Genomic DNA, 15726 nt, shown 5'->3' with positions numbered 1-15726 from the left:
TACAAGGTTGGAAGACAGAGTAGGTGCAAGTTCGACATGTTTGATGGTCGTAAGAGGCCGATTAGGAGAATGAAGAGTTTGTACCGAATCATTCAATGGTCACCGTCAGCGATGGCGGATAGGCCGGATAGGAGATTGGACGGAATCACCGAACGGAAGCTGTCTTGCCGACCAAAGCACAAGGAGGCCTTGAGATGGGCAACAAGCAGCGAGAAGAGAAGATTGAACAGTTGAGCGTAGGGGTCGACCTGCACAAGAGCCAGCTCACCATCTGTGTGATGGGAGAGGACGGGGAGCTGTTGCAGGAAGGGATGTACCGGACCACGACGGAGGGCTACCAGGCATTTGTGCAGAGGATGCATGAGTGGGAGGACGAGCGGGGATGCTCGGTCGCCATGGCGGTGGAGACCACCGGCAATGCACGGTACTTCAAGAACCGGATGGAAGGCGAGGGGTTCTCCGTGGTTGTGGTGAACACCAACAAGTTCAAGGTGATCAGCCAGAGCACCAAGAAGAACGACAGAGGGGATGCTGCAACGCTGGCCTACTACCTGGGCAAGGACATGCTGCCGGAAAGCCACCTGGCGGACCAGAGCAGCGAGGAGCTCAGGAGGATGATCAAGTGCAGGAGCCTTTTGGTGAGCAGCACGGTGAAGATGAAGAACCAGATCCACGGGATGCTGCTCGGCTACGGGATCACGACCAAGGCAGCCCAGCTGCAGAGCAATAAAAAGCGGCAGGCCCTGGTTAAAGATCTCGCGGATCAAGGTTTTACAGAGGCCGCCGCATCACTCGAGGTGATACTTGGCATTATAGAAGGTGTGCAGGAGCAAATCAAGGTCCTGGAGAAGCGCCTTCGGGAGATGACCAGGGACGACGAGGATGTGCAGCTGCTGATGACCATCCCGGGTGTCGGGTTCCTGACGGCCAGCGCAATCGCCGCCTACACCAAGGACCTGGACAAGAGGTTCTGCGGGGATTTCAAGCGGTTCGCCTCGTACGTGGGCATCGTGCCCTCGGTGCACAACTCCAACGAGACGGTGCACATGGGCAGGATAACCAAGCACGGCCCGCAGGAGCTGAGAACAGCACTCGTGCAGGCCACAATGGGCATGATACGGCTCTCCAAGATAACCGGTGAATGGAGGCTGATGACCGATTACCGGGCAATGAAGACGGGCAAGGGTTCCGGCAAGTCAATCATTGCAACGACCAGGAAATTGGCGAGAATCATCTTTGCCATGCTCCACAACAGGGAACCGTTCAATCCAGCCTTGATGGTGAGGGACAAGTGTCTGTTCACCGTCGAGGAGGTCATAGGGGCTTGACTTGACAGCTCCTATAGTAAAACAAACAAAGGTTAGCAGTTTCCTAACTTTACTGTTGACTTTTTATAGGAGTCAAACATGAAAAAAATGGTGATGGTGGGGGTGGCGATTTTCCTGTGTATGGCGCTTGCCGCCCAGGGGCAGACGGAGTCGGCGGGGGAGCCGGTGGAGATTCTGATCTCCGCCGCAGCGAGCCTGACGGACTGCATGAACGAGCTGAAAAGCGCGTATACGGCAGCGCATCCGCTGGTGACGGTGAAGGCCAACTACGGTTCATCCGGGGCGCTTCAGCAGCAGATCGAGCAGGGAGCTCCCGCGGATATCTTCTTTTCCGCCGGCGCCAAGCAGATGCAGGCGTTGAAGGACAAAGGGTTGATGGACGACGCCACCATCCAGGACCTGCTGGAGAACAAGCTGGTGTTGATCGTCCCCAAAGGGACAACGCCGATCGCATCGCTCCAGGATCTCGCGAATGCCGGTGTGAAGCGGATCGCCGTCGGGGATCCCAAATCGGTTCCCGCCGGCCAGTATGCCGATGAGGCGTTCCGGTCGTTGGGTCTTTTGGATGCGGTGAAGGACAAGCTGGTCTACGCCAAGGATGTACGGGAAGTGCTTTCCTGGGTGGAGACGGGCAACGTACAGGCCGGTCTGGTGTATGAGACGGACGCCAAGATTTCCCCCAACGTGACCATTACGGCGGTTGCGCCTGAGGGGAGCCACAAGAAGGTGATCTACCCGGTCGGTGTGCTGAAGGATTCCAAACATCCTGACGTGGCGAAGGATTTCCTCTCGTTCCTGTTCAGTGAGTCGTCCAAAGAAGTATTCGCCAAGTACGGCTTTACGGTGATCTGATGTTCGACGTCTCTCCGCTGTGGGTGTCACTGCGTGCTTCGCTCCTGGCGACGGCCATTGAGTTCGTCGCCGGGTTGCTCTGCGCCCACAAAGCGATGGGGCTTACCGGAAAGCGTGCCTGGCTTCTGGACACCATCCTGACGCTTCCCATGGTCCTGCCTCCTACGGTCACCGGTTTCTTCCTTTTGGTGCTGTTCGGCAGGAACGGTCCCATTGGGAAACTGACCGGCACTACGGTGATTTTCTCCTGGCAGGCGACGGTGCTCTCCGCTACGGTGGTTGCCTTCCCGTTGATGTACCGGGCCGCGAAAGGCGCGATGAAGCAGGTCGATCCCGACCACATCTGGGCGGCTCGGACGCTGGGCTTCAGTGAACGAAGAATCCTGTGGAAAATCCTTGTGCCGGAAGCGTGGCCAGGCATTGCGGCGGGAGCCGCCCTGGCGTTCGCCCGCTCGTTGGGGGAATTCGGCGCCACGATGATGGTGGCGGGCAACATCCCGGGCCGTACGCAGACCATCCCGATGGCCATCTATTTCTCCACCGTCGGTGGGGATATGCGTACCGCGTGGATCTGGGTGGGGGTCATCACGTTGGTCAGCGCCGCCTCGCTTGCCCTGATGTCCCGTCTTTCCAAGGGGGACGCATGAACGATCTGGAGGTCCGCTTTGCCGAGACGGTAGGGACGTTTCATCTGGATGTGTCGTTCCATGTCGGTGAAGGAGAAGTGCTTGGGTTGCTTGGTCGGAGCGGAAACGGCAAAAGCCTGACGCTCCGAACCATCGCCGGCATCATCACACCGGAAGAGGGGAGCATCAGGATCGGGGAGCACGTGCTGTTCGATTCCCAGGCGGGAGTGAACCTCCCGGTACGGGAGCGGAACGTCGGGCTTCTTTTTCAGTCCTACGCATTGTTTCCCGCCATGACAGTGCTGGAGAATGTGATGTGTGGCATCAAGGATCGTGACAAACACGCACGGAAACAACAGGCGGTGGACAAGTTGTCCCTGATGGGGATTGATGCCTACCGTGGTCGTCTGCCTCGAGAGCTGTCCGGTGGCCAGCAACAGCGGGTGGCGCTGGCTCGCATGCTGGCCAGCCAGCCGGATCTTCTCATGCTGGATGAACCGTTTTCCGCGTTGGACCATGAATCAAAACAGGAGATCGACCAGCACCTCAACGGACTGCTACGACACTTCGCCGGTCCCGTGTTGTTCGTCTCCCACGATCCGGAAGAGGTGCGCCGCTACTGCACCCGGACGTTGTCCATCGTCGAAGGCAGGGTCCATCAGGAGAACAGCGAGCGGTAACGTCCGTATCCTTTTTCTTCCAGCTTGTCCACCGGAATGAAGCGGAGCGCCGCGCCGTTGATACAGTAGCGTACGCCGGTGGGGGATTCGGGATCATCCTGGAACACATGCCCCAGATGGGCGTTTCCCCTGGCGCTGCGCACTTCGGTGCGGATCATTCCAAAACGGTCGTCCTCCTTCTCAACCACTGCGTCCTGTTGGACCGGCTTGGTGAAACTCGGCCAACCACAGGAGGAGTGGTATTTGTCACGGGAGGTGAACAGCGGCACTCCGGTGGTGACATCCACGTACAATCCCGGCTCCGTCGCGTCCCACAGGGGACTGGAGAACGGTGGTTCCGTGCCTTCCTCCTGGGTGACGTGGTAGGCCATCGGAGAAAGAGTTTCCTTCAGGGATTCAGGATCTCGGGCGCTGGTAGCTTGGTTCCTGCTTTCTTCGGAAAGCCGTGCGATCAGATTGCGGGGAATATGACAGTAGCCGTCTGGATGCTTGTCCAGATAGTGCTGGTGATATTCCTCGGCGGAAAAGAAGTTGGACAGCGGTTTGATCTCCACGGCGAAGCCGGGGATCTGTTTCCGATATTTTTCGGAGATGTTCAGCACTTCTTCTTTGGTTGCGTCATCCGCCCAGTAGATTCCACTTTGGTACTGCGTCCCCTGGTCGTTGCCTTGGCGGTTGACCGCCGTGGGGTCGATGACGGTGAAGAAGGCGGAAAGCAGGTTGTCGATGTTGGTTTTTGCGGGATCATACGTAACGCGGACCGTTTCCCGGAATCCCGTCGTCCCGGTGCAGACGATGGGGTAGGAAGCGTCCGCTTCCCCGGTTCCGTTGGCGTATCCGCTGGTCACATCGATCACCCCATACAGGGACCGCATCAGTTTCTCCATGCCCCAGAAACACCCGCCGGCCAGATAGATGGTTCGTTTGGTTTCCATGGTGCTCCTCCCATCCTGAAGATACGTCTTTGAAGGAAAAGGGGCAATCATCCCCGATAGCGGCACCGAGCCATGTCCACCCTGCCATCGGGTAGGAAGGAAACCCCTTCCGATCTGAGCAATGCCCGCTGGGCTTCTGCGCCGCCAAACAGGTCGAAACTCTCCGAAAGGGAACCGTCCCCTTTCACCACACGGTGGCAGGGGACGGTCTTGTCATGGCAACAACGCATGGCGAAACCGACGGCGTGGGCACCGTGGGGCGTGCCGGCCAAGAAGGGCCACATCCCCATAGCTGGCGACCATGCCCCGCGGAATGCCACGTACGACGGCGTACACCTGGGAGAAGGTCATTCCTGGTCGTACACCATCTTGTCGCGGAGGAACGTCCCGCGGTTCAGGTCATCGAACGCCTCGTTGAGTTCCTCCCGGGTGTTCATCACGATCGGGCCGCCCCAGACGACCGGCTCATTCAGCCGTACGGAACTCATAAACAGCACCTGTACCGGCTCATCACCGCTCTGGATGGTCAGTTCATCGCCGTCAGAGAGCTTGACCGCCGTCTTCTCACGAACCTTTTCTCCCGCAACGATGGGGTTCCCCAGAAGGGAGAAGACCATCACCGAGCGGTCGTGGTCCGTCTTCAGCGTGAGGGACGCGTTCGCCTGAAGGTGGATGTCATAGTAGTCCAGCGGGAGATACTTTCCTTGATGTCCTTGTTCCCCTTGGTAGGAGCCGGCAAGAAGCCGGAGGAAACCGCCGGGGATCTGGAACTCCTTGATGGCGTCCTTTTTGATGCTGTGGTAGGCAGGAGGGACCATCTTGTCCTTCTTGGGAAGGTTCAGCCAGAGCTGTACACCGAGAAGCCGATCGGCGGCAGGTACCTGCTCTTCGTGGAGAATGCCCGATCCCGCAGTCATCCACTGCACCTCGCCGTCACTGATGGCGTCCTTGTTTCCCAGGCTGTCGATGTGGACCATCTTGCCGCGATACACGTAGCTGATCGTCTCGATGCCACGGTGGGGATGCATGGGGAAACCTGCCGTATAGTCATCCGGATTGGTGCTGTCGAATGAGTCCAGCATCAAGATCGGGTCATACGACTTGACCGTCGAGCCACCCAATACACGGACCAGGCTGACGCCCGCTCCGTCTTCCGTTCTGAACCCCCGTACCTGATTGATGATTTTTCGTTCCATATGCTTACTCCTTGAATTTCTTCAGGATGTTCCTCAACGTCACCAACTCTTCGTCGGAGAGTACGCTGAAGATTTGTCCGATGTGCTCGTAATGGGCGGGGAGTACCCGTTCCATCCGAACTCGTCCCGCATCGGTCAGGGCAATCCTGCACGCCCGTTTGTCGTTTGGATCCTGCTCCTTGCGGATCAGTCCATCCCGCTCCAGGTTCTTCACCACCACGGTGATGTTTCCCGAAGTGGTGAGCAGCTTGTCGATGACCTGGCAGATCTTCAATGGTCCTTTGTTGAACAGTGCCTCCAATACGGCGAACTGCATCAGGGTCAATCCGCTCTCCTTGATGGTTTTCATTTCCTGCTCGTGGATCACATGTTCCGCGCGGCTGAACGCCACCAAGGTGGAGAGTGCAAGTCGGTTGTCCCATATCGCTTCTTTCGCCGTTTCCATGCACGCAATATATCACTAATTAGTGAGAAAGTCAAGGAAGGAACAAGGATCCCTTCTGCAAGAGGAAAGAAAACGATCAGGAGGATTGGATCCAAAGAAGCGATAAGGTGTGGTGGCCTGTGATGGGAAATCGTGAGATGTTCCCGTGGTATCGTGTTTTCTGTGGCAAAAGGGGACAAAGGTGTGGCTTCTGTTGCTTGCCAGAACGGCGTGTTACACCCTTGTCCCTATCCGTATCAGAGGATACAAAAAAGGCAACCTCTTTGCTTTGATGCAAACAAGTTGCCTTGGTTGGGCGCGATTGGGGTTGAACCAACGACTTCCACCATGTCAAGGTGACACTCTCCCACTGAGTTACGCGCCCGATTGCTTGAAACAGCAAGAGGTATGATAAAGGAAAACAAGAGACGTGTCTAGTCTCCCCAGAGATTTTTTCCGTTCTTCAGGTGGCCAGGATGACGAAGATGTAGTAGAGCGCCATCCTCAGGAGCCGGGAGACGAAACAGGCGGCCAACACCCGCTTGGCGTCAATGCGAAAAATGCCGGCAAGCCAGCAGACGGTGGTGAACGGGATCGGGGTGAGCCCGCCAAGGAAGACACCGAACGCCCCGTACTGTTGGATCAATTTCCCGTTCTTTCCTTGGATGTGTGTCTCCGTCCAGGAACGGATGTTGGGGATCAGGTGGATCAACCGGCCGATGCCGTAGCCGGAAAACCCGCCCAATGCCGATGGGATGCCCATGATCAAAATCGCTTTCCACGCAGGCCAGGAGACGACGAACGGCCAGACGACGTCCACCGTCAGCGGAACGATGAACGTATCCACCAGATAGACGAACAGCGCAACCCCGCGGTAGCCCATCACCTCGTACAGCTTGGGCATGAACGGATATTGCTGTACCTTGGTGGTGCGCATCAGCCGGATGCCCAGGGCGATCAGGCCGAAGGTGATCAACGAGAGGACGATGGTGCTGACCAAAAGCTGGGTCTTGTCCAGGTTTCCCTCATCGGTGAACAGGGTATCTTTGCGGAACGCGTTCCGCAGCCGTTTCCAGAACTTCATCCGCTCAGTGGGTTTCCCTTCCGATCACCCGGATCTGGGTAAGGGCAGGGAATGGGGACGGGTCGTCCGCTTTGACCAGGTCATGCAGGACGAGCTTTTTCGCCACGGTCGGCTGCAGGGGAAATTCCTGCGCCCGATCGGATTTCACCAACGGGAGGGTGAGCGTCGTTGTTTCATCAAAGGTTACCTTGGCTTCCTTCCACCAGGCATCATGGGGAAAATCAGCGCGGAGGTACAGAACGATCTGATGGATTTCCACCGTTCGTCCGAAGTCCAGCGTCAACGCAGCGTCGGGATCCCGGTTGATGCCCCAGCTGGCGTACGGCCACGCCCCATGGCTGTGGTTGGCCACCACGCCATCGATGGCGTTGCGAGCGGCGAACACCGATTCCCCTCGGGTTTCCACATTGGCCGACGCGTGGGGGAACAGCGAGCGGTTCTCATGGCAGTCCAGTGGATTGTACGAGAGATCACGCAGGCCTTCTGTCTCCCACGGTTCTGCTGGCCGGGCCGACAGATAATGGATATCCCCGGTGAATGCGGTGGGATTGTAGCAGATTTTCTTTTCGTCAAACGGGACGGAAAGGGTGAACGCCCCCGCATGGGCATAGACCAGAACAGGCCCAAGCGTTTCCTCCAGCCGGAGAAGATAGAACCCTTCCTGGTCGGTAGTGAAACGAATGACGTCCCCAGGCTGGTAGGCTTCTTGGGAGACGAGCCAGATTTCTCCGGTTCCGGATTGTTCGGCGCGGATTGTCTCGCCGTTGGTGATGGAGAGTGTGATGTTCATGACTCAAGTATGCGAAAACGGGAGCCGGGTTGCAACCGTTTTCTTCAGGCAAGTCTGCTTTCGCTCTTCTTTCGTGTTCGTGCTTTTTGCTTTTCGTTGCGTTCCAAACCGGTGATCCAACTGGAACGGTTGCGCCAGAATTCGGAGGAGAACAATGCGTATACGGTGTACAGCTCAAGACGACCTGCGAGCATCAGAAACGCGAGAATCCATTTGGTCACTGCGGGGAAGGCGGAGAAGTTGCCGGTCGGTCCCACCGTTCCAAAGCCGATGCCAATGTTTCCCAAGCAGAGGAAACTGCCGGAGATGGCGGTTGCGAAATCGGCTCCAGAGATGGAAAGGACGACGGCTCCGATCAAACCGCTGGCCATGTACATGCCGACGAATCCAGCGATTTCCATCATGATGCGGTCGGTGAAGACATCATCGCCCACCTTGTTGGTGATGACGGCATTGGGATGCAGCCGACGGGTGATGGTGTTTCTCCCCAGGGTGAGAAGCGCCCGCACCCGAATGACTTTGATGCCGCCACCGGTCGAACCCGCGCAGCCACCGACAAAGAACAGCAGGAACAGCAGCATCTGGCTGACCTGAGGCCAGTTCTGATAGTTGGCGGTGGAAAATCCCGTCGTCGTCATGATGGATGCCGACTGGAACGTGGAATACTTGAGCGCGGTGAAGAAATTTGCGTACACATGGTTTCCAACGAGGAATCCCGCGGAAATCAAGGAGGCCAATGCGAAAATGCCCAGATACCATTGCAGTTCGCCATCATGAAGCACTTGGCGGAACTTGCCACGGATCACCTTGTAGTACAGGGAGAAGTTGGTGCCGGCGATCAACATGAACACCGTCACGATGATCTCCACCGATGTCTTGCCGTATCCACCGATGCTGGCGTTCTTCACGCTGAATCCCGCGGCGGAAATGGACGAGAACGTGATGGTCACCGCGTCGTACAGACTGATGCCGGTAAGGAGCAAAATGCCCACTTCGAGGGCGGACAGGCCGATGTACAGGCTCCAGAGGATCAACGCGGTCTGTCCGATCTTCGGTGTCAGTTTGTCCTTGGTCGGACCGACGGATTCCGAATTGACCAGGATCGTGCCGGTGACGCCCAGCATCGGAAGGAACGCGACGAACAAAACGACGATGCCCATGCCTCCCAGCCAGTTGGTCATCGAGCGCCAGAACAGGATGGAAAGCGGTTTGTCCTCAATGGAGGTCAACACCGTCGCTCCGGTGGTGGTGAATCCGCTCATCGTCTCGAAGTAGGCATCGGTATAGGTAGGGTAGCAGTGGGAAAGGAACAACGGAAGAGCTGAGAATGCCGTGCCGATGACCCAGGTGAAGGTGACGAAAAACAGGCCGTCATTGGTGCCCATATAGGTGGATTTGGTTCTCCAGGTAAGGAGAAGCACCACAATGGAGACGGCCCCCTGGATGGCAAGCGTGGTGAGAAACGCCTGAAGCGCTTCCGTCTCTCCATACCGCCATGCAAGATAGGTGGGGATTCCCATCAGGATTCCCAAAAACAGCTGGATGACAGCCAACAATTTGCAGTCCTGCTTGAGATTCACGTGAACAACCTTTGGGCGAAATCCACATGCCCGTGTTCCGTGGCGACCAGGACGGAATCCCCTTCGGCAAAGGTGTAGGAACCATTGGCCAAAAAGCTTTTCCCGTCTTTGTCCGTCACGCCGGTGACGATGACCTTGCCGCTCAAGGAGACGTCCTTCAGTTGCTTGCCCAGCAACTCGTTGCCTTCCAGAAGCTTGTATTCGGAGACTTCAATGGCCCCGTCGAACAAAGAGTGGATGCTGGCGATGTTCTCGCCCCGGATGTAGCGCATCAACGTATCGACGGTGACCTCTGAGGTGGAGACGACGGTGTCGATGTCCATGTGACGGGCCAGGATGGCGTAGTTGGGGTTGGTTTTGACCAGCGCGACGGAATGGCTGGTCCCCATGCGTTTGGCGTAGGTCGAGGTGATGATGTTCAGCTCATCCTTGTCCGTCAGGGCGATCAACAGATCATACGAAGAAAGGCGCTCGTCTTCCCAGATGGATTCCTCAGTGATGTCCGCTTTGATCACCAGCACCTCGGGGAACATCTGGGCAAAGTGTTCGCATTTCTCCTCGTCGTAGTCGATGACGGTGATGTGCTTGCGGCTGGAGGGCGTGAAGCGGTCCATCATGAACCGGGATATCCGGCCTGCGCCCACGATGCAGATGTGTTTGGGTCGTTGCATGGTGGCGTCAAATTCATCCAACAAGTCGGCCATTTTGTCCTTGAACGTCACCACGGCAAGGGAATCCCCTTCCTGGATGGTGGTTCCGCCGGAAGGAAGAAACGTTTCCTTTCCCCGCTGGATTCCCGAAAGCACGAACTCCGTTTGGAACTTGGTGCGAATCTGGCTGAGCATCAATCCTACCGCAGGGGATCCCTTGGTCACCGGAAGGGAACAGAGGACAAACGGGGTATGGGGAAAGGTGGAGCTGTTCAGAAACACTCCGCTCTGGACGATGTCGGAGATCAGTTTGGAAACTTCCTCAAACGGGTTGACGATGTAGTTGATCCCCAGAAGCGGAGCGGTGAGTTCCGTGCCGGAATAACTCATGCTGCGGATCGCCGCCACGGTGCGGGGAATCTTGAATTGGCTGGAAACCAATGCGCAGGAGACCAGGTTTACTTCATCGCTGTCGGTAAGCGCGATGAAGATGTCAGCGACTTCACAGCCTGCTTCCCGAAGGACATCGGGATTGGTTCCGCTTCCGTTGACGGCAAGGCAATCCAACTTGGCGGAAGCCTGGTTGCATCGGTCCGGATTGGTGTCAATAAACGTGACATCTTTTTTTTCTTCGATGAGATGCCTGGCAAGACGCATGCCACGCCGTCCTGCGCCCAAAATCACGACTTGCATAGAAAGTACTATAGCATAGGGGAAAAAGAACCACAAGAAACAAAGGAAGTGATGAAAAATCTGCCAATACGTCATCCATTTTGTGGCTTTTGGGCTCTTTTCCTTGACAACGAGGGAAAGCAGTTCCATCATCAAACTAAGGGTTCTGTATCCAGAGTCAGGAGGAGATGCATGTCGAGCAAACGGTACAAATGTCGTTCAGTCCGGAGAACGGCTCCAGTGAAGAAGAATGCTGGTGTACAAGGGCGGACAAACCTTGCGCCCAAAGAATCACCTGTGAAGGTGATGAGTGACGCCAAAGCAAAGGCTTTGCTTGAGGCACGGCTGAAGGCGGAGATTGCGGAAAAAAAGAACAAACAGGCGGCTGCTGCATCTTCTCCCCGGAGCAAGTCCGTCGTCAGCATCAAGCCAACCGAGCCAGCTCCTTCCCAGGAACCGAAGCAGCCATTTGCACGGCCTGAAGTGGAGGATACGGTGGAGAAACCGGTTGTACAGGACGAGGCAAAGGCTGCCGAGGAAATGGAACGGCCGGAAATCGCTCCGGAACCCGAAGTCGTGCCCGATCTGGATGAGGCTTCGATGGGGACGGAATCCGTCCGGGAAATCTATCACCGGATCCAACACATCACTGTCCAGCAGTTGTTGTATCAGGCCCGACAAAGCGCCAAGGCGTATGATAAGAGCTATCTTGAACTCCAGTCACAGCAACAGGCGTTGGATGCGAAACTTGGGGAGATCAAAGCGGCGAAAACCCCATCTGGGGCCGATGATGCCCTGAAAGCCCAGTACAATGAGAAGCGAAAAGCGCTCCGAGCTGAGCGTGACGCCATCCAGAAGCAACTGACCATCACCACACAGACCGCTGTTCCGTTGGAACGGGTCTGTGATGAGCTTGAGGCGGTCGCTACGTGGAAGCTGGACAAACCCACGGCATTCCGCAAGCAACCCCGTCTCAACGATATTGACCCGAACCTTGATGACAACATCTCGGAACTGAAAGCGTTGGTCAACGCCAAAGCTGGGTATTACACGACGGAACGTACCGCCATTGACGGTATGGCTCGTCCTGAATCAGCACCGGAACCGAAGGTGACTGGTTCCTCTGTACACATGGATAAGACTCCTGAACCTGCAGGGCAGGCCAGGGTGTCTGATAAAAAGGGTGCGGCCAAGACGCTGAAGGCGCCGACCGCAAAGAAGGAAACAATGGCAGAAGGAAAGAAGGTACCAATGGACGATGAGCAGAAGAAACCGGCGGAAGTAACACAGAAACCGGCGGTTGCGAAACAGGAGGCTCCTGCAGCGTCTGCTACAGGAGGCGGAGGAACGGGAGACGGTAAGAAATCGGGCAAATTCCCCAAATGGCTGATTTGGGTCATTGTCGCGGTTGTGGTGTTGATTATCATCATTTTGGCTTCCTGCTCGAAGAAGCAAGTGCCGACCGTAGCGGAACAACCCGTTGTGGTGACCTCTCCTGCGAAGACGGAAGAAGCGAAACCAGCTCCTGCCCCGGCAAAGGTAGAGACACCGGCACCAGCGCCAGCGCCAGCAAAGGCTGAGGCTCCGGCTCCGGCACCCGCAAAAGCAGAGACCCCGGCTCCTGCTCCGGTGGAAGCCCCGAAACCCTACGGTGAGGATGTGGCGGTTGCCACGGCATCGGATGGGTCCACGACGTATACCGCCCAGAATGGGCTGACGGTTGTGGTGGCGAAAGACGGCAGCATGAAGACCTCGTTCGCCGGAGTCCCGTTGACGGATGAGACGATTGTTTCGTTCTCCAAAGCCGCTGATGGCTCCCGAGTGCTGACCTACCAGGATGGTACGGTTGTTTCCGTGGACAAAGCGGGATATGCCACGATTGCCTTGGGCAATGGCCTGAGTGTGGCGTTTACCGCCAAGGGAACGAACACGCTGTATGGCGGCCAGGTGGTCTCCACGGCTGATATCATTTCTTTCTCTTCCAGTAAAGACGGTGCCAAGCGCATCGGATATGCCGATGGTTCTTCCGTTGCGGTTGACGCCAAAGGGTTCGCCACGGTGGATGTCGGTAACGGTATGACGGTTGCGTTCACCCAAGATGGCATGGTGACGTCCTATCTCGGCCAGCCGGTGAGCAAAGCAGCAATCGTGTCCTACGAGACGCTTTCTGATGGTTCCCGCAAAGTCGCCTATGCTGATGGTTCGTCCGTGGTCGTCGATCCCAAAGGGTTCGCTACGGTGAGCTTGGGCAATGGCGTCAGCGTCGCCTTCACGGCAAGCGGAATGACCACTTCGTATGAAGGACTTCCGATCACCAACGCGGGCATCACGCTGTATGCGGTGAAGAAAGATGGTTCCCGTACCATTGGGTATGCGGATGGCACCTCTGTTGCCATTGACGCCAATGGCTTTGGTACGGTGGATCTGGGCAATGGCATGACGGTCGCGTTCACCAAACAGGGCGAGGTCACCTCGTTCCTTGGCCAACCGCTGACCACTGCGGCCATCGCCGGCTACCAGCTTGGATCTGATGGTTCCCGGACCGTCTCCTATGCCGATGGAACGTCGGTTGTGGTGGATGCCAAGGGCTTCGCTACGGTAAATCTGAAAAACGGCGTGAGCGTCGCGTTCACCAAGTCTGGTACGGTCACTACCGAAGGTGGCAAGACGGTAACGACCGCTCCGATCAGCGCGTACGCGGCCAGTTCCAACGGAGTGCGGAAGGTTGGCTTCGCCGATGGAACGGTGCTCTCTGTGGATGCGTCCGGCACAGCGACGGTAACCGCTCCGGCACCGAAACCGGCTCCGGCACCAGCACCTGTCAAGGCCCAGGCACCTGCGGTCTCTTATGGGGATGATGTCAAGGTTACGACGGCTTCTGATGGTACGACCACCTATACCGCGGCAAACGGCATCACGGTGGCAGTCGCCAAAAACGGCAGCATGAAGACCTCGTTCGCCGGCTTTGTAGTGACGGACCAGCCGATTCTCGGATTCAAGAGTGGTGCGGATGGAACGCGTGTGCTGACCTACAAGGATGGCACTGTTGTTTCCGTCGACAAAGCGGGATACGCGACGATCGCGCTTCCCAACGGGGTGAAGGTTGCGTTCACCAAGACCGGAACACTGACGACCTACGGATCGGTGGTTGTTTCCGACCAGCCGATCACCAAGTTCTCGGCGAGCAACGGAACGAAGAGCGTCACCTATGCTGATGGCATGGTCGCTTCGGTTGACCAGGCTGGATTTGGCAACGTGGAGCTTCCCAACGGAATGGCGGTTGCCTTCACCAAAGATGGTATGGCAACTTCGTTCGCGGGACAGGTGGTCTCGACGGTCGCGATCACCGGATACGCTGCCGATGCATCGGGCGCCAAACATCTTGCCTACGAAAACGGTATGAAGGTTGATGTCGCCGCTACGGGTGTGACGACGGTCTCCCTGCCCAATTCGTTGAAGGTGCAGATCAACGCGCTGGATGACATGCAGACTTCCATCGCGGGTGTGGTGGTCAACGACACGCCGGTACAGCAGTTCGCGGGTGAAGCGGATGGCAGTCTGGCGTTGCTGTACGGTGATCAGTCCGTGTTGATCGTCATGCCGGAAGGGAATCTCGCCTATGCGCTTCCCAACGGTCTGGTGTTTGCCACCGATGGCTCATGGGTTGGAACGTTCTATGGCAATACGGCGATCAGCGAATCCGCGATCGTCGGATATGCCAAAGCGTCTGATGGTTCCCAGAAGGTCACGTATGCGGATGGCGTTGTCCTGACGGTACAGAAATCCGGTTGGGTGAACATCGCTTCTCCCAACGGCATCACCATCGCGACATCCCCGGATGGTTGGGAAACCAGCTATCGTGGAATCGTGGTCACCAAGGCTGCCGTCAACGGTTTCCAGACGCAGGGTGATGAGCGGTTGCTCTCCTTCGATGATGGCATGATGGTCTACACCAAGGGTGACTCCATCGTGGATGTGATGTTCGCTTCCGGCGCTGAGATTGCGGCGGATGAGAACGGCGTCCATACCAGATATCAGGGATTGGATGTGAGTTCCTCTGCGATCACCGGTTTCTCGCTGGCTGCTGATGGAAGCAAGACGATCGCCTACGCCGATGGCATGAAAGCCGTCATCGCGAAGGATGGATCGGTTGCCCGCCTCACGCTGGCTGATGGTCTGGAATACGGACCGCAGGGCTTCGTTGCCGATGGACAGGTGATCACCGCCGCGGCTACGGGCTACAGCGAAGAGAATGGTGTGCGGAAGATCTCCTTCAGCGATGGCACGCTTGTCACTGCCGGACCGGAAGGCGTCAACGTGACCAAACCGGTTGCGGTTGCCGCAGCTCCGAAGGCTGAAGAACCCAAACCGGTCGCGGAAGCCCCGAAGGCGGAAGCTCCTGTTGCCGCTCCTGTGGTGGTCGCGGAAGCCCCGAAGGCGGAAACTCCTGCCACGACATCGAATTTCGTCATTGGCTTGGGCGGGTACGGTGTGTATGGCAGCGAAGGATTCCCGCAGATCGGTGTGGGACTGAGACTGGGATACAAACTCTCCAGTGGTCTGTATTTCGGGCTTGATACCGGATACGGCTTCGGACTTAACGGGAACGCCAATAGCATCCCGTTGGCAGCAACGGTCGGTTACGCTGGGAAGTATCTGTATGGCGGATTGCTCGTCGGAGCTGAGTTCGTTCCGGAAGGAACCAATTCCGTCCTGTTCAGCCTCGGTGGATATGCCGGTGTGAAGTATGACTTCACCGACAACCTTGGGGTGTTTGCCGAAGCGGGCGTGAAGCTTGGCTTCGCTGGCAGCAGTCTCGCGCAGACACGTGGTACGGTCTCTGTCGGACTTACGTACCAGTTCTAATCTTCGCAGTGTTGTTCCCCCCGGGTTTCCGGGGGGATTTCTT

13 protein-coding genes and 1 tRNA gene are annotated in these 15726 nt (G+C 57.0%); 5 read left to right on the top strand and 9 right to left on the bottom strand.

Features of this window, described 5'->3' with window-relative positions; all coding sequences use genetic code 11:
• The first annotated feature begins 194 nt into the window (after positions 1-194).
• From LKE28_01740 to LKE28_01725, 4 genes are all read left to right on the top strand, one after another.
• Positions 195-1328, top strand: a complete 1134-nt coding sequence (locus LKE28_01740) for an IS110 family transposase (GenBank protein ID MCH3906990.1) — start codon at positions 195-197, stop codon at positions 1326-1328.
• A gap of 78 nt (positions 1329-1406) precedes the next feature.
• Positions 1407-2180 (top strand): molybdate ABC transporter substrate-binding protein, encoded by a 774-nt coding sequence (gene modA, locus LKE28_01735; protein MCH3906989.1) that lies wholly within the window; start codon positions 1407-1409, stop codon positions 2178-2180.
• A complete protein-coding gene (gene modB, locus LKE28_01730; protein ID MCH3906988.1) occupies positions 2180-2827 on the top strand; it encodes a molybdate ABC transporter permease subunit in 648 nt (215 codons plus the stop codon). Before modA ends, modB begins: the two co-directional genes overlap by 1 nt.
• Complete coding sequence (locus LKE28_01725; GenBank protein MCH3906987.1) at positions 2824-3486, top strand: ATP-binding cassette domain-containing protein; 663 nt, start codon at positions 2824-2826, stop codon at positions 3484-3486. Before modB ends, LKE28_01725 begins: the two co-directional genes overlap by 4 nt.
• Here LKE28_01725 and msrB read toward each other — a convergent pair.
• The 9 genes from msrB to trkA form a co-directional block, all read right to left on the bottom strand.
• Complete coding sequence (gene msrB / locus LKE28_01720; protein MCH3906986.1) at positions 3465-4421, bottom strand: peptide-methionine (R)-S-oxide reductase MsrB; 957 nt, start codon at positions 4419-4421, stop codon at positions 3465-3467. The two genes, LKE28_01725 and msrB, sit on opposite strands and share 22 nt — an antisense overlap.
• Before the next feature lie 47 nt (positions 4422-4468).
• On the bottom strand, positions 4469-4711 hold the full coding sequence (locus LKE28_01715; GenBank protein MCH3906985.1) for an MGMT family protein: 243 nt from the start codon (positions 4709-4711) through the stop codon (positions 4469-4471).
• A 57-nt stretch (positions 4712-4768) separates the two neighbouring features.
• Positions 4769-5617: a pirin family protein gene (locus LKE28_01710; GenBank protein ID MCH3906984.1), complete on the bottom strand. Its 849-nt coding sequence runs from the start codon at positions 5615-5617 to the stop codon at positions 4769-4771.
• 4 nt (positions 5618-5621) lie between these two features.
• Positions 5622-6062, bottom strand: a complete 441-nt coding sequence (locus LKE28_01705) for a MarR family transcriptional regulator (protein MCH3906983.1) — start codon at positions 6060-6062, stop codon at positions 5622-5624.
• A gap of 292 nt (positions 6063-6354) precedes the next feature.
• Positions 6355-6426: transfer RNA gene (locus LKE28_01700), tRNA-Val, on the bottom strand.
• Between the two features lie 78 nt (positions 6427-6504).
• Positions 6505-7125, bottom strand: a complete 621-nt coding sequence (locus tag LKE28_01695; GenBank protein MCH3906982.1) for a VTT domain-containing protein — start codon at positions 7123-7125, stop codon at positions 6505-6507.
• A 4-nt stretch (positions 7126-7129) separates the two neighbouring features.
• Positions 7130-7915, bottom strand: coding sequence for a carbohydrate-binding protein (locus LKE28_01690; protein ID MCH3906981.1), 786 nt, complete (start codon positions 7913-7915; stop codon positions 7130-7132).
• Between the two features lie 44 nt (positions 7916-7959).
• Positions 7960-9495, bottom strand: coding sequence for a TrkH family potassium uptake protein (locus LKE28_01685; protein ID MCH3906980.1), 1536 nt, complete (start codon positions 9493-9495; stop codon positions 7960-7962).
• Positions 9492-10838 (bottom strand): Trk system potassium transporter TrkA, encoded by a 1347-nt coding sequence (gene trkA / locus LKE28_01680; GenBank protein MCH3906979.1) that lies wholly within the window; start codon positions 10836-10838, stop codon positions 9492-9494. Before trkA ends, LKE28_01685 begins: the two co-directional genes overlap by 4 nt.
• A gap of 285 nt (positions 10839-11123) precedes the next feature.
• Here trkA and LKE28_01675 point away from each other — a divergent pair, with 285 nt between their 5' ends.
• Positions 11124-15683 (top strand): hypothetical protein, encoded by a 4560-nt coding sequence (locus LKE28_01675; GenBank protein MCH3906978.1) that lies wholly within the window; start codon positions 11124-11126, stop codon positions 15681-15683.
• Positions 15684-15726 lie beyond the last annotated feature (43 nt).

Source organism: Sphaerochaeta sp. (assembly GCA_022482495.1).
Taxonomy (GTDB): domain Bacteria; phylum Spirochaetota; class Spirochaetia; order Sphaerochaetales; family Sphaerochaetaceae; genus RUG023.
Note: the sequence above shows the minus strand (reverse complement) of the source record. Positions and strands in the feature narration are given on the sequence as shown.

Excerpts from the sequence above, each read along its gene's own strand:
- LKE28_01740 (MCH3906990.1), top strand. The coding sequence starts at position 195 with ATGGGCAACAAGCAGCGAGAAGAGAAGATTGAACAGTTGAGCGTAGGG.
- modA (MCH3906989.1), top strand. The coding sequence starts at position 1,407 with ATGAAAAAAATGGTGATGGTGGGGGTGGCGATTTTCCTGTGTATGGCG.
- modB (MCH3906988.1), top strand. The coding sequence starts at position 2,180 with ATGTTCGACGTCTCTCCGCTGTGGGTGTCACTGCGTGCTTCGCTCCTG.
- LKE28_01725 (MCH3906987.1), top strand. The coding sequence starts at position 2,824 with ATGAACGATCTGGAGGTCCGCTTTGCCGAGACGGTAGGGACGTTTCAT.
- msrB (MCH3906986.1), bottom strand. The coding sequence starts at position 4,421 with ATGGAAACCAAACGAACCATCTATCTGGCCGGCGGGTGTTTCTGGGGC.
- LKE28_01715 (MCH3906985.1), bottom strand. The coding sequence starts at position 4,711 with ATGGGGATGTGGCCCTTCTTGGCCGGCACGCCCCACGGTGCCCACGCC.
- LKE28_01710 (MCH3906984.1), bottom strand. The coding sequence starts at position 5,617 with ATGGAACGAAAAATCATCAATCAGGTACGGGGGTTCAGAACGGAAGAC.
- LKE28_01705 (MCH3906983.1), bottom strand. The coding sequence starts at position 6,062 with ATGGAAACGGCGAAAGAAGCGATATGGGACAACCGACTTGCACTCTCC.
- LKE28_01695 (MCH3906982.1), bottom strand. The coding sequence starts at position 7,125 with ATGAAGTTCTGGAAACGGCTGCGGAACGCGTTCCGCAAAGATACCCTG.
- LKE28_01690 (MCH3906981.1), bottom strand. The coding sequence starts at position 7,915 with ATGAACATCACACTCTCCATCACCAACGGCGAGACAATCCGCGCCGAA.
- trkA (MCH3906979.1), bottom strand. The coding sequence starts at position 10,838 with ATGCAAGTCGTGATTTTGGGCGCAGGACGGCGTGGCATGCGTCTTGCC.
- LKE28_01675 (MCH3906978.1), top strand. The coding sequence starts at position 11,124 with ATGAGTGACGCCAAAGCAAAGGCTTTGCTTGAGGCACGGCTGAAGGCG.